The organism is Psychromonas sp. SP041 (assembly GCF_000470315.2).
GTDB lineage: Bacteria > Pseudomonadota > Gammaproteobacteria > Enterobacterales > Psychromonadaceae > Psychromonas.
The window spans coordinates 46489-60500 of the sequence record NZ_CBRF02000025.1 but is presented as its reverse complement, the minus strand read 5'-3'; the positions used below and the strand labels follow the sequence as shown (position 1 = coordinate 60500).

9 protein-coding genes are annotated in these 14012 nt (G+C 33.8%); 5 read left to right on the top strand and 4 right to left on the bottom strand.

Annotation, left to right across the window (positions count from 1 at the left end):
* The first annotated feature begins 27 nt into the window (after positions 1–27).
* From SP041_RS14050 to SP041_RS14035, 4 genes are all read left to right on the top strand, one after another.
* Entirely contained in the window at positions 28–447 is a 420-nt protein-coding gene (locus SP041_RS14050; protein ID WP_025563809.1) for a DUF3010 family protein, read from the top strand.
* A 311-nt stretch (positions 448–758) separates the two neighbouring features.
* The gene (locus SP041_RS14045; protein ID WP_025563811.1) at positions 759–1163 is read left to right on the top strand and encodes a hypothetical protein; all 405 of its coding nucleotides are present in this window, start codon (positions 759–761) and stop codon (positions 1161–1163) included.
* Positions 1164–1667: 504 nt separating this feature from the next.
* Complete coding sequence (locus SP041_RS14040) at positions 1668–2213, top strand: HupE/UreJ family protein (protein WP_037048582.1); 546 nt, start codon at positions 1668–1670, stop codon at positions 2211–2213.
* A gap of 388 nt (positions 2214–2601) precedes the next feature.
* On the top strand, positions 2602–4632 hold the full coding sequence (locus tag SP041_RS14035) for an LTA synthase family protein (protein ID WP_025563815.1): 2031 nt from the start codon (positions 2602–2604) through the stop codon (positions 4630–4632).
* Between the two features lie 162 nt (positions 4633–4794).
* Here SP041_RS14035 and SP041_RS14030 read toward each other — a convergent pair whose 3' ends face one another.
* On the bottom strand, positions 4795–5724 hold the full coding sequence (locus SP041_RS14030) for an AraC family transcriptional regulator (RefSeq protein ID WP_240791476.1): 930 nt from the start codon (positions 5722–5724) through the stop codon (positions 4795–4797).
* Positions 5725–5997: 273 nt separating this feature from the next.
* Here SP041_RS14030 and SP041_RS14025 point away from each other — a divergent pair, with 273 nt between their 5' ends.
* On the top strand, positions 5998–6906 hold the full coding sequence (locus SP041_RS14025) for an EamA family transporter (protein WP_025563819.1): 909 nt from the start codon (positions 5998–6000) through the stop codon (positions 6904–6906).
* An 89-nt stretch (positions 6907–6995) separates the two neighbouring features.
* Here the strand turns inward: SP041_RS14025 and SP041_RS14020 are convergent, their stop codons facing one another.
* The 3 genes from SP041_RS14020 to SP041_RS14010 form a co-directional block, all read right to left on the bottom strand.
* Positions 6996–10745: an EAL domain-containing protein gene (locus SP041_RS14020; RefSeq protein WP_025563821.1), complete on the bottom strand. Its 3750-nt coding sequence runs from the start codon at positions 10743–10745 to the stop codon at positions 6996–6998.
* Positions 10742–10954, bottom strand: a complete 213-nt coding sequence (locus SP041_RS14015) for a hypothetical protein (protein ID WP_025563823.1) — start codon at positions 10952–10954, stop codon at positions 10742–10744. The genes SP041_RS14020 and SP041_RS14015 overlap by 4 nt, the downstream gene beginning before the upstream one ends.
* Before the next feature lie 314 nt (positions 10955–11268).
* Entirely contained in the window at positions 11269–13680 is a 2412-nt protein-coding gene (locus SP041_RS14010) for a diguanylate cyclase (protein ID WP_025563825.1), read from the bottom strand.
* Between the last annotated feature and the right edge of the window lie 332 nt (positions 13681–14012).

The following is a 14012-nucleotide window of genomic DNA, read 5'->3' as shown; positions in this document are numbered from 1 at the left end:
TTATTAGGTATTATAAAAAGGATTATTATGAAAATATGCGGTATAGAATTAAAAGCAAGTGATGCGATTTTAGTGGTATTGGAAGCCGATGAAGAGCGCTTTCATCATGTAGATTTAAAAGTGAAGAAAATTTCATTAGGTGATGGAGATGTTAATGCGGACGTCTTATCTTTCAAAGAAAAGATTGATACTTTTGTTCTCAATAATCAGATAGGAAAAATATTTATCAAAAAACGTGGGAAAACAGGGCGGTTTGCTGGTGGAGCAAATACGTTTAAAATGGAAGGGCTAATTCAACTTTCAACGGTAGGTGAGGTAACGTTAATCTCCCCACAAACGACCGCCGCTATGCAGAAGAAAAACAAAATCGAATTATCAACTACGCTTAATGCATACCAACATGATGCATATTTAACCGCCGTAACTGGAATGCACTTCAAAGTTTAATCTGCCACACTTTATCAATATACCCCCAATTTTTTTCCAAGGCTTTTAAGAACATTATTTAAAATAGTGCTCTTAAAAGTGATTTATGATGAATTTTGGCGTTATCATTAATCGAGCTAAAAAATGAAAGTCATTGATGAAAAACCAAGAGTATAGAAATACTAATAAAAAGTGTGAGTAGAATGGCTACTAATAGAGAAAGGAATAATTAACTTAATATTCGTTGTAAGAGTACTTTTAGTGCTTTATTCGTTATACTTTTATGATAATAACTTAAGTCATTTCAACTATATAAAAAGGTTTAGAATAAGATGAATGGAGCAGGTGGAAGTTCAGGTGGTGTTGGCAATTTTTTCATTGGTTTGATTATGATGTGTGGTGGCTTTTATATGCTACTTAATGCTATCACAGTAACATCCAGTTTTGGTTTTGGCTCTCGACTTTATAGTTTTAACAACTTTGGTGGTATGGGTATTACCAGTGGCATGGTGATGATCCCTTTCATTTTTGGTATTGGCCTTATTTTTTATAATGCGAGAAACATTTTAGGTTGGATCCTTTCAATTGGTTCTCTTACTGCCTTAATTTTTGGTGTTATATCTAGCGTCAGGTTTAGTATGCGCACCATGACTTCGTTTGATCTTATTGTTATTTTGGTATTGTCCGTCGGTGGACTTGGGCTATTTTTACGCTCACTAAAATCTAATAAAAGTTAATTAATATTCTTCAGTAGGGTTCTATTCTAAGGGCTTCAAGGTTATTAGCCTTCTTCAATATTCATGATAAGAATATGATTGTTGTCTAAAATAGGATTCTATTGTACCTATACCAATCACACTAATTAACTGATCTATTTTACTTGTTAAAATAACTTATTTCTTCGTTGTAAATTTCGTAAAGGGAATGACCATTTAGCTCGATTTACGTCTTAAACTAAGTCATTTTTCCTGCGTAAAATTTAGATCACTTATTTAATGTAATCGGTATTAGAGAAGTTAATGAAAACATTAAGCTCTCTAAGTATATAATCATGATGCTTTATCGTACTTCTTTATCATACTTATTTATCATAGTTCCCCTCGCATAATTTTTTAATTTCGTTAAACTTAATGATTATTGATATCAATATTAATAATGAAAAACTATCTGTAATAAAAACAATAATAATAAACGTCATAGGTAATCGAATGAAAAAATCATTAATCACGCTGTTTGGAATTATGTTAGTCCTCCCTAATTTAGCTTACGCACACACTGTTCCAGGTGCTGGTGGCTTTATGTCTGGATTTAGTCACCCTGTACTTGGCTTTGATCATCTACTGGCTATGTTAAGTGTGGGTATTTTAAGTGCTCAGATGGGGGGGAAAGCAATATGGAAAGTACCTGCCACTTTTGTCATCGTTATGTTGATTGGTGGCATTCTTGGTATGGAAGATGTTCAATTGTTTTCTGTTGAATTAGGCATTATTTTGTCAGTGTTTGCATTAGGCCTTTCTATTGCCTCAGAGAAAAAATTTCCCGCTTTGCTAGCAATGCTGTTTGCTGGCATTTTTGCCATTTTTCATGGGCATGCACATGGTTCAGAAATGCCTTATCTAGCTAAACCTATGTATTACGCACTTGGCTTTGTTGCTGGTACTGCGATTATACATATTGCAGGTGTCTTCATTGGTCTTGTTTTATTGAAACTAAAAAGTGGTGCTCAACTCTTAAGATATTTAGGTGCTGGTATTGCAGGGGTTGGTTTCCACATGCTTGTAATGTGAGCCTTCTTTATTGTATTAATAGCTTCTATAAATTGCTTTTATAAATGACTTTGTAGCTCACTTTCTATAATTCAATTTTATCTCTATTAATGCTCTAGTTAATTCATCTTCCTTTTACAGGAAGGTGAATATTTAAGATGGCTTTAAATACTTATTGTATTCATGTTTAAAAATAACATTTACCAAAACAGCAATGTTTTACTGCTAATCATTCCTGCTACGCTCTTATTAACACTCTTCCCGTTTTACCTTTGTAATGGATTCAAAATAGCGCGGCTATTTGCTGTAATAAAGTCAGTAATCTTAAGCAAATCTTAAGGTTACTCTCAGTGTTCCTTAAGCTGGTAATGATACTTTATTGTTAAGTTCATTCATCTCAGGATACTGTATGTCGTTTTCACTCAAAAAACGCTTAGGCATTTTATTCCCTATCATTTCCACTTTTGTTATTTGTTTATCTATTTTCATGCTTTCTCGGTTGAGCTTGTCATTATGGCAAAGCGAGCGAATTAATGATGTTAATGGATGGGGGACCATTTTTTTAAGTGGGTTGCGTATAGACCTTGCCAGTTTAGGCTATCTATTTGCAGTGCCTGCGTTAGTGAGTTGTTTATTGTTAAATAACAATACTATTGGAAAAATTTGTTCTGTATTTTTACGAATTTGGATCGTTGCTGGTTTATGGTTAGTTGTTTATATGGAGGTAGTTACTCCTTCATTTATTATAGAATATGACGTTCGTCCTAATCGATTATTTGTTGAATATTTAATTTACCCTAAAGAAGTTTTTGGTATGTTATTGAGTGGTTATAAACTTGAGTTATTGTTAGGTGCATTGATCTCTATTACCACTATTTATGGGGCTTGGAAGTTCAGTCGATATGCTGTCACAGGGTTAACATTTCCTAAATGGTATTGGCGTCCCGTGATGGCATTATTAGCTGTTTCACTTTGTTTTCTAGGCGCTCGTTCATCATTGGGGCATCGTGCATTGAATCCTGCCATGGTCGCTTTCTCAACAGATCCATTAATGAATGATTTAATCTTAAATTCATCATATTCATTGTTCTTTTCTATTAAACAGATGAGCGCTGAAGATGATGCTTTTAAATATTATGGCAAGATGGATGAAGCTAACATTATTCGTCTGGTCAAAGAATCAATGTCTGCTAATACTAGGCTACCACATAGTGAATTATCGTCTTCAGAAAATAAAGATCTTAAAGGCGTTAACGGGAAACAATTTAATCTTAATGGTTCTAGTTCTGAATTAATGCCTACATTAGTTAACCGCTCAGCGTCCTATCAAGGTAAACCTAAGAACTTGGTTATTCTATTGCAGGAGAGCTTAGGGGCTCGCTATGTCGGTGGGTTAGGGGGATTACCATTAACTCCGAATTTGGATAAGTTAATGCAAGAGAGTTGGAGCTTTAATCGTATGTATGCCACAGGAACGCGTTCTGTACGTGGTATTGAAGCGGTAACAACTGGTTTTTCACCTACTCCGGCGCGTTCGGTTGTTAAATTAGGGCAAAGCCAAACTAACTTTTTTACCATTGCCGATTTATTAAAAAACCAAGGTTATCATACGCAATTTATTTATGGTGGTGAAAGCCATTTTGATAATATGAAAAGCTTCTTCTTGGGCAATGGTTTTAGTGACATGCAGGATTTTGCTACATTTGAAAACCCTGATTTTGTTGGCGCTTGGGGGGCTTGTGATGGTGACTTATATAAAAAAGCAGATCAACAATTTTCACAGCTTAATAAATCAGGAAAACCTTTTTTTAGTTTAGTGTTCACTTCGTCAAACCATTCTCCGTTTGATTATCCTGACGGGGTCATTACTCCTTATAACTCTCCAAAACAGACTCGGGAAAATGCAGCTAAATATTCTGATTATGAATTAGGGCAATTTATCAAAAAAGCGAAAGCCTCTGATTATTGGGACAATACTGTGTTTGTGGTTGTTGCCGATCATGATTCACGAGCATACGGTAATCAATTAGTCCCTATTGACCATTTTAGAATACCTGCGGTTATTTTTGGTGGAGGTATTGGTTATAAACAAGATGATCGTTTAGCCAGTCAAATCGATTTACCACCAACGTTATTATCATTGATCGGTGTTGATAACCTAACGCCTATGATTGGCCATGATATGACCCAAGATATTGAAGCATCAAAACTAAGAGCGATGATGCAGTTTTATAAGAACTACGCTTGGATGGACAATAATAATGACGTGGTTATTTTACAACCGAGTAAGTCTCCACTGGGTTTTCATTATGATGCTGAAACCACACAACTGAATAGTAAAGAGATGCCTGAAATAATGGTTGATAAAGCCAAAGCGAATGCGTTATGGGGCAGTTTAGCTTATAAAAAAGGCTATTATAGTTCAGAGTATCTTCATTAGTCTTGTGTCGTTATTCACCCGTAATTGTTGTCATGTCAGTGGCTACAATTGCGCTTTAAATGAACGCTATTTATTAAATAGCGTTATTGAATAACTTTATTAAGCCATTTTATTAAACCACTTTATTAAGTTACCCTTAACTGTTTTCGGAGCATACCGTTTTTAGTTGCTAATCACATCTCGATATTGACGAGGTGATATCCCTACGAGTTTTTTAAAGTATCGTCCCATGTGGCTTTGATTAGAAAAACCACAATGTAGAGCTGCGTCACTGATGCTTTCTAACTTATTATGTAGTCGTAATTTAACTTGTTCTATTCTAATGCTTAATAAATAAGCCTGTGGTGTTTGCGCTAAGCTTTGTTTAAACATACGGCAAAAATGATATTCACTTAATTGGCCTAACTCAGCTAATTCACTGAGATAAATTTGACGGTGAAAGTTGGCTTGCATGTAATCACACACTAATGATGTCACCTTTGGTGATAAGCCTCCTTTGATAGGGGCTATTATCTTAGTTATTCCCATATTTTGTATCATGGAGACTAATATCGTATTGGTAACTTGCTCCATCGCTAAATGATTATCTTTACTTTGCCAATCGCTAGTAGTCATACAGTGTCGAAATAAAGCTTCAGTTGCCACATCGGTAGTAAAGTTTAATTCTGGTAGTTGTAACATACGTGGATCGATATCAAAGACTTTCAAAGCAAGTTGTTTAAGGTAGTCATCATTAAAGTACAAGTGCATAAACTGTTGCATTTGACCAAGTTGCCAATGACTTTCAGAATCTTTTGGCATTAAACAAAACTTACCTGGCGCACCAAATCTTGAATGAATGTCGGTACGATGTGTTTGATATCCACCTGTTAGATATAAACTCAAGGTATGTTGTTTTTCATTTCTATAATAGACATGGTCATTTTCATTCTGATAATGCGCCCAAGATAAGGCATCCGTTAAAGATCTTTCCCTTAAACAGATTTTGCTAGCTGACTGTTGAAAGCTAGTATTAGAAGACTCAAAATGCAAATGGGTCTTCTTTATATTGGCATGATCTGAACTAATGTTATCCATAGTAATATTATTCACAAACACAGCGTTGATAGGTCACTCTATAAATATTATAGAAGGAAGTAAATTGTTATAAGGTGTTTTTATAAACGACTATAAAAATAGATAAGAAAACACTCATACTTACATTAACACTAATATTAAATAGCTCAACTTATACTCTGCTTTCGATGTTACCCATGATTATAAAACCGCAATATTGTGTTAGTTTTAATGAGATTGTGATATTTCTTATAAGTTAAATACTGCATGATGTGATTCTATTATAAGTTTTATTCTTAAGGGTAAAGAATGTCAGTATTACTTTATATATCAATGGTTTTTATTTGGGGGTTGTCGTGGATATCGATTAAATGGCAGCATGGCGATGTACCGATGGAAGTCTCTATTTTTTATCGTTTTGCTATTGCTGCGATGATTATGTTCATCATTGGAAAGTGTTGGCGAAAACTTCAACCAGTAAAACCAAGAGATCAATCTTTTTTAGCACTACAAGGTATATGTTTATTTTGCTGTAATTTCTTAGCCTTCTACAGTGCAACCTTGTATATCCCGAGTGGTTTAGTGGCTGTTTTTATGGCGACGGCTCCAATTTTTAATGCGGTGCATAGTCGTTTCTTCTATCAAACTAAAACCAGTGCTAACTTTTGGTTAGGTGCTGTGTTTGGGTTAGCCGGTATTAGTTTATTATTTACCGGAGATTTACTGAAAACAGACTGGTCACAGAATACATTATACGGGCTGTTCTTTGCTCTTTTAGGCACTTGGTGTTTTTCCATTGGTAATATGCTCAGCATACGTAATACAAAAAATAATATTCAACCTTTCACTGCAACCAGTTATGCAATGCTTTATGGATGTGCTGCATTATTGCTAATCATTTTAGTTCGAGGACTGCCTTTTGAATTTACAATGACTACAGAATACATAGGCAGTTTATTGTATCTCGCTATTCCTGCTTCTGTGCTTGGGTTTACCTTTTATCTTATCTTGGTTGACCGTTTAGGGGCGAGTAATGCAGCTTATATATTAGTGTTAACACCGATAGTGGCATTAAGCGCCTCTGCTGTTTTTGAAGGCTATCATTGGACATTACTTTCAACACTTGGTTTGGTGTTAGTGATATTAGGAAACGTATTAACTCAGCGGAAGAAACCTTTATTTTCTCGTTGCAAACAAGCTGCACTGCAACCAAGCTAACGACGGTTTATCGACATGCTAATTACTCTTTAGAGACATTGGTAATTAGCATGTCGAGTATGCCTATATCATCTACCTATTTTCTCTAATTAGGAATTATCTAAACGCTTTGAGGCATCCATTGTTATTGACTCTGAACTTAGTGCATTGTGCATTTCTTTAAAAACTAACTCTAATGCTGCTAAATCATTCTGTGCTTCTTGCACTTTTCCTGTTTGATATTTATGTTGTATTGAATAGGCAACGTCGTGAATTTTATAATGTATTTTTTCAATTCGTTGGATTTCCTCTTCATCAAATAGTTGTGTTTGTTTTTGAAGATAGAGCCAATTACCACAATGACAAAATTCATTATCCAATATAGGCCAAAATGCAATGTCGCCGTGTGATGATAAAATCTTATTTCGTAACTTCTCTTTCCATTTAGTTGTCATTAATTTGAAAATTTCTAGCGTGTTTTGTTTCCTTGTATAATGTGTACTGCCACAGGCAAGCCACTCTTTATTTGGCGTGTAATGATTTAGCCATTGAAAAAAGTCTACAGCAGGCATCGGTTTCGCTATTCCATATCCTTGTGCTTTTTCACACCCCATCAGTAAAAGCATTAACCCATGATCTGTTGTTTCAACACCTTCAGCAATAACATTACGATTAAATGATTTTGTTAACGAAATAACACCATCAATAATAGAGTAGTCACTTGGGTCATCAAGCACGTCTCTTACAAAGCTTTGATCAATCTTTATCGTTTCTGCAGGTAAACTTCTTAAATGCGTTAGAGATGAGTAGCCTGTACCAAAATCATCTAATGCAAAAGTGACCCCTAAGCCACTTTGACAAGCCTTGATAATATGAGTAATGGTATTGAGATCACCTAAAGTAGAGCTCTCTAGTATTTCTAATTGTAAATCTTTTGCGTTAACAGAAGGGTGCTCAGCTAAGTGTTTTTCAAGCACAATAAAGAAAGAGGAAGAATGCAGATGATTTGATGCAATATTAATACTAACTTCTAGTTTAATACCTTGCTGCTGCCAATTATCAAGTTGTTGTAAAGCATTCTTGATAACCCATTCACCGACTTTAATTTCTAGTGGTGTTCCATCGATAAAAGGCAAGAAGTCTAAGGGAGGAAGCAATCCTTTTTCTGGATGGAACCAGCGAATTAAAGCTTCAACACCAAATACATTACCTGTTGCCATATTTACTTTTGGTTGATAATACAATTGAAACTCATTGTTTTCTAAGGCGTTATTGATTTCTTCTAATTGGAGGTTTTTTTGAATAATTCGTTGGTCTGAATCTGGACTGTATAAATTTGAACGATTTTTACCAGCTAATTTCGATTGATACATCGCATGATCGGCATGACGTAATAATGTATCTATATCGCCCTCATCAGATGGGTATAAAGTCACACCACTAGAAACGGTTATCTGATGTTGAATACCGTCAATAATATAGGGTACTGCTAAAATTTGGTGAATACGTTTAATCGTTGCTTCATATTGTGAATTAGATTCAATGTCATTAAGTAATATTGCAAACTCATCTCCACCTTGTCGTGACACGGTATCTTCTTCTCTGATACAGCCTGTAATACGTTCAGCGACTTCAATTAATAAATGATCACCTGCATCATGTCCAAAACTATCATTTACTGGTTTGAAGTCATCTAGGTCAAAAAAGCATATAGCGAGTTGATGCCCAGTACGTATACTATGTGCGATTGATTGATGGAATCGGTCTATAAATAAAGCGCGATTTGGCAATTTAGTTAATACATCATAATGAGCCATCAAGTTAAGCTTTTCTTGTTGTTGCTTAATACTGGTTATATCTGAAAATACACCAATGTAATGGGTTATTTGATTATCTTCGTTAGTCAAGGATGTAATGTTTAGTAGCTCTGCGTAGAGTTCACCTTGTTTGGTTCTATTCCATATTTCACCTTGCCAATGCCCACTTTCTTTAATTGATTGCCACATTTGTTCATAAAATTGAGGGCTTTGTTTACCTGAACTTAAAAAAGAAGGTTGTTTGCCAATGACCTCTTCTCTTCTATAGCCTGTTATTTTAAAAAATGCAGAGTTAACATCAACAATTAATTTTTTAGCATCAGTTATCACAATTCCTTCATGAGTATCGCTGAATACTTTTGAGGATAATTGAAGTTTATCTTCTGCTTTTTTGCGTTTACTAATATCTTGAGCGACTACGATGATAGTTTTTGGCTGAGAGCCAACTTGGCGAGTCGGTGAAATAGTTAATTCCACCCAAATAATATGGCCATCTTTATGAATATAACGTTTTTTTATCGTTGATTCATGTTGTTGACCTGTTAATATTTTTTTACGATGGCTTAAATTACTTTCTAAGTCATCGGGATGTGTGATCCTTTCAAAAATATTCACATCTGACATATCTTTCATACTATAACCAACCATATCGCAAAATCGTTGATTAATACGAATGACACTTTTTATGTCGAAGCTAATTAATGCAACACCAACCGTTGCTTGCTCAAAAATAGTTCGGAACAGTTGTTCGCTAACGGCTAAAGATTCTTGAGAGCGTAATTCATTGCTAACATCTCTAATAATACAAATTAATTGATCATTAAAGCCGATATTATTAAGGCGGACATCAAAATAAGTGATTTGATTGTTGATCATGAGTTGGTATTTGAAAGTAAGTATTTTATCTGTTTGTAGTACATCATTAATTTTAGATTGAAAAAGTAAGCCTATATCCTCTGGGAAAATATCTTGTAAGCGCTTACCAATAAAGTTGTTTGAATCATTATAAAATTTATCATTATTTTGCGTATGGTAATCTAAAATAACCCCATCGGACATAATTCGAAAGTAAGTATCAGGTAAAGCATTAAATAAACTCTTTAATTCAGCATGATGACGTAAGTTCGTTTCTTCTGCCTGTTTTAGGTCTGTAATGTCCTGCACTATGCCGACAATCAGTTTTGTTTGTTCTGACACATCGAAGGTATGTCCACCCGAGGCTAAAATCCAACGAATTTCACCATCTTTTCGACGAATTCTACACTCAATATGCCAGTTAACTTTATTCGCAATAGCTTGTTGGAGTTTGTTATCAACTTCGTCTTTTTCCTCCGGTAATACATGTTGAAGAAATGTCTCGTAGGTCCAATCAGGTACTAGTGAATCGTAACCAAATATTTGGTCATGTATCAGAGAGTGATGAGTCGTTTGATCTGCAAGATTAAGTTCCCAGTTACCAATGCGGCTTTGCTCTAAAACAAGCTCTAATTTGGTTTCATTTTTTTTATGTTGATTTTCTATATTACGCTGTTTGGTAATATCAACTATTTGAATAATATAACCTGATGGTTGGTCATTATTTTCAGGTGTATAGATAGGTGTGATGGATGTATTTGCATAGTAAATAGTGCTTTGGGCAAGTTGAAAACTGCTTTCAACTTGCAAGTTCTTCTCAACTTCAATAGTGTTTTTAATTTGAAGGGGAGCATTAATTTGAGGAGAGCCATTCATTTGAAGACAATCTGCAATTTGAAAGGTGTCTTCGAATATAACCGTTTGCTTTTGATTAGAAGACTTCTCTAGTCTTGCTCTCCAAATTTGTTCCCATGCTGGTGTGTTGCACCAGGCTGGAGATTCCCAAAATAGCTTTCCAATATAATCCACTTCTGGTTCATCTTGAAAAGTTAAAGCGATGTCATTCACTTTTAATACTTGACCCTCCCGAGAAAGAACCGCCATATATTGAAGTTGTTGACTGAAAATCATTTTAAATAACGGATCTGAATTATTCAGTACCAAATTAGGAGATGAATTTAAATTCATAATTTTTTACTAGCTAAAAGTGAGATATAAAACAAAAATACAATGGTGATTACTTTTAAAATGGATGAAAGTAAATGGAATTTACTTTCTTCTATGAGTAAAATGAATTGATTAATAACCTTATATTGAAAGATAGGTAAATGACAGAAAGCATATAGAGGGTTCTGTTTTTTTAATGATATTGATAAGTCATCTTCACGTTCTGCCATTTCTTTTCCTTGCTGTACAGCTGAGTTGGCCGATATAAAATTATTATCTGTGCTGCACTATATTACTTACTATAATCATTCTGATTACAGGTATTAATGATGGATATAAAGTGCCACAAAGTGGAGAAGTAAATAGCATAAATATAAATATAAACATAACAATAAAATACTATAAAAAATAAATATACTCTATAACCATAAATTAATATTATTCATTGATCACATGCTTAAAAGTCTTATCTAATATAACTTAATAATACTACCCCTATATAACGTCATGCTTATAATCACTAACGTTGTATTTTATTCACACATTACAGATTGTTTCTATCGGTCATGTGAACTTGATTTCTTCCTTCCTTTTTCGCTCGATATAAGGCGGAATCAGCTTGATCGATTAATCTTTCTAGTATATCTCCTTTTTTATATTGACTCGCTCCGATACTAATAGTGATATTAATAGTGGTATTTAATTTTTCGGAGTGATATGGATTTTGCTCTATGATTACTCTGAGTTTTTCAGCCACGATCAAGCTTTCATTAATGCTCGTTTTAGGTAACAGCAATATAAATTCCTCTCCCCCATACCGGGCAAATAAATCATCCGCTCTTAATGTCTTTTGTATGTTCGTTACAACGTGCTTTAATATTTTATCGCCAGCGATATGACCATAAGCATCATTGACTTTTTTAAAGTAATCAATATCTATCAGTAATATAGATAATGGGCGGTTAAGTAAATCAGACTCTTGAAAAAATGAATCAGATTTTTCTAAAAGGTAATGTCTATTAAAAATACCGGTTAAGTGATCTCGATAGGCTACATTTTGTAGTAGTTCTTTTGAGTGTTCTATTTTTTCAGTACGTTCTTGAATTCTTAGTTCAAGGCTTGCATTTAAATAGAGTAACGCTTTGGTTTTTTCTGCTACTTTTCTATTGAGTTTCTTATTTAAACTTTTTAACACTCGTTGCCTATACAAAAATGCGGAGACAATGACGAATGCGATAAATAATATCCATTTCAATAAGTTATAATTTACTTTATCTACGTATTTAATCAGTGTCTTTTTTTCCGTAATATTATTTATTTGCTCTTGAGATAAGTTTTTAACTAACTTTTCGAAAATACTTAATAACAATGGTTCATCATTTCTCACCGCTATACCTAGTTTTCTATCTTGAGCAAATTTTCCGCTTACTTTTAGCTTACCTAAGAACTCATCTTCTAAAAATAAATCAACAGTATTTAAACTACCAATAAATCCGTAAAGGCGACCATCAGCGACTTTTTGTAGTCCATCTTTTATCGTATCAACCTCCACTATTATTATTTCTGGGTAATCTTTCTTAATAATGTCCTGATGAGCGTACCCTCTAGGTACGCCTATAATTTTATTAGCTAAGAGAGTGAAGTTATTGATAAAAGGAGAATTAGTTTTGGTGACTAATACACGAGGAAAAACTAAATAAGGCGATGTAAAGTTAAGGTATTTCTTCCTTTCTGGTGTTGATGCAGCTAAGGATAATAAATCACATTTTCTTTGCTGTGCGAACTCAACTGACTCATTCCAAGAGTCTGTTTCGACTGTTTCTATTGGAATGGTAAGTTGTTTTCTAAAAATATCGAGAAATTCTGTATTGATGCCAATATGTTTCCCATTATTATCAAATCCTTCATAAGGTAACCAGTTAGGATCGATACATATTGTTATTTTTTTTATTTTTTCTAAGTAACTTTTTTCGCGTTCGGTTAAAAATATCGTTGGGTTTTTAGCATTGTAAATAAGTTGTGTGAAATCAATCGCCTCTCTTTCAATACCTAATACTTTGTAAAGTTCGAAGCTTTTTCTAATTTTGTTTTCGTTGATCGTTCCAATTTCAGAGGTGTTTAAATAAGCTAATTTTTTAAGTTCTGTACCTTCAAAAAAAAGTGCTTTTTTAGTTAGTTTTTGTTCGTTGTATTGTTCGAATATGAGATCGACCGTTTCAGCTATATTATCAAAGGCATATTTCCAGCCCCTTAAAGATGCTTCTCTAAATGCCTTAGCGGTATCAATATCGTTGGCCATAAAGTGTTCGCTTGTATATAAAAAGTCACTATATAAGTCAAACCCATAATCCTTTGGGTTAAAAACATTATATTGCACTCCCATTTCCTCTAAATAATAGGGTGCTCTAGAAATATAAGCAGACATTAGATCTGTTTTTTTATTGATTAAATCTTCTATGTGGTGAGAGTGTTTTAAGAAGATTAAATCATTTTCTTTAATGCCATTAGAGTTAAGCATAGCTTTTAATGAGGCTTGTTGGGCATCAGCAATACTTGCCATGACTCTTTTACCCGAAAAATCTTCAAATGCTTTTATTCGAGATGCTTTAGTACTTAATAATACAAGTGGACTGGATTGAAAGAGGGCATATAAAAATACTATCTTTTTACTATGTGATTTTGAAAGAATCAGTGTTTCTTTGGCAACAGCAAAGTCAATTTCGCCATTTGTCACTTTCTGTGGGGTAAGAGGTTGGTTTTTTATATTGAAAGGATTTATGTTTACCGTTAAACCTACTTCATTATAGAAGCCTTTTTCTTTGGCTATATAATAACCAGCAAATTGAAATTGCTCAAACCATGATAGTTGTAATGTTACTTGTTTCAATTCATTTGCTGATAACGAGTTGCTAAATACTACAAGTAAACAAATACACAGCCTTACAATGTTAGGCACTAAAGAATTCCTTTTCTTTTTGAAATATCCAAATAAAAAGATAGTAGAGAAGAGTGAATAAGACAATAAAAATACTTATATTGGTAAATATTTGATTATATCATGCGATTGCGATGACTTTAAAACCTTTTTGGCTAATGGTAAATAAAAGCTAATATAAATGGATTTCGAGGGGAAATATAATATTCAAATACTTTATGGTTTTGTCTTATTTAAGGAGTGACTAGTGCTGTATTAAAGGCCATGTTATTTAGCTTAAACACTCTAAAGCCTATAGTAAGTAAGCAATGGCTCTTATTCATTATTGTCGGTTAAATAGGTAGGTTTTAAAC

What these genes read in the sequence shown, in the direction of transcription:
- SP041_RS14015 (WP_025563823.1), bottom strand. Translation starts at nt 10,954, where the DNA reads ATGGCAGAACGTGAAGATGACTTATCAATATCATTAAAAAAACAGAAC.
- SP041_RS14045 (WP_025563811.1), top strand. Translation starts at nt 759, where the DNA reads ATGAATGGAGCAGGTGGAAGTTCAGGTGGTGTTGGCAATTTTTTCATT.
- SP041_RS14035 (WP_025563815.1), top strand. Translation starts at nt 2,602, where the DNA reads ATGTCGTTTTCACTCAAAAAACGCTTAGGCATTTTATTCCCTATCATT.
- SP041_RS14020 (WP_025563821.1), bottom strand. Translation starts at nt 10,745, where the DNA reads ATGAATTTAAATTCATCTCCTAATTTGGTACTGAATAATTCAGATCCG.
- SP041_RS14050 (WP_025563809.1), top strand. Translation starts at nt 28, where the DNA reads ATGAAAATATGCGGTATAGAATTAAAAGCAAGTGATGCGATTTTAGTG.
- SP041_RS14025 (WP_025563819.1), top strand. Translation starts at nt 5,998, where the DNA reads ATGTCAGTATTACTTTATATATCAATGGTTTTTATTTGGGGGTTGTCG.
- SP041_RS14040 (WP_037048582.1), top strand. Translation starts at nt 1,668, where the DNA reads ATGTTAGTCCTCCCTAATTTAGCTTACGCACACACTGTTCCAGGTGCT.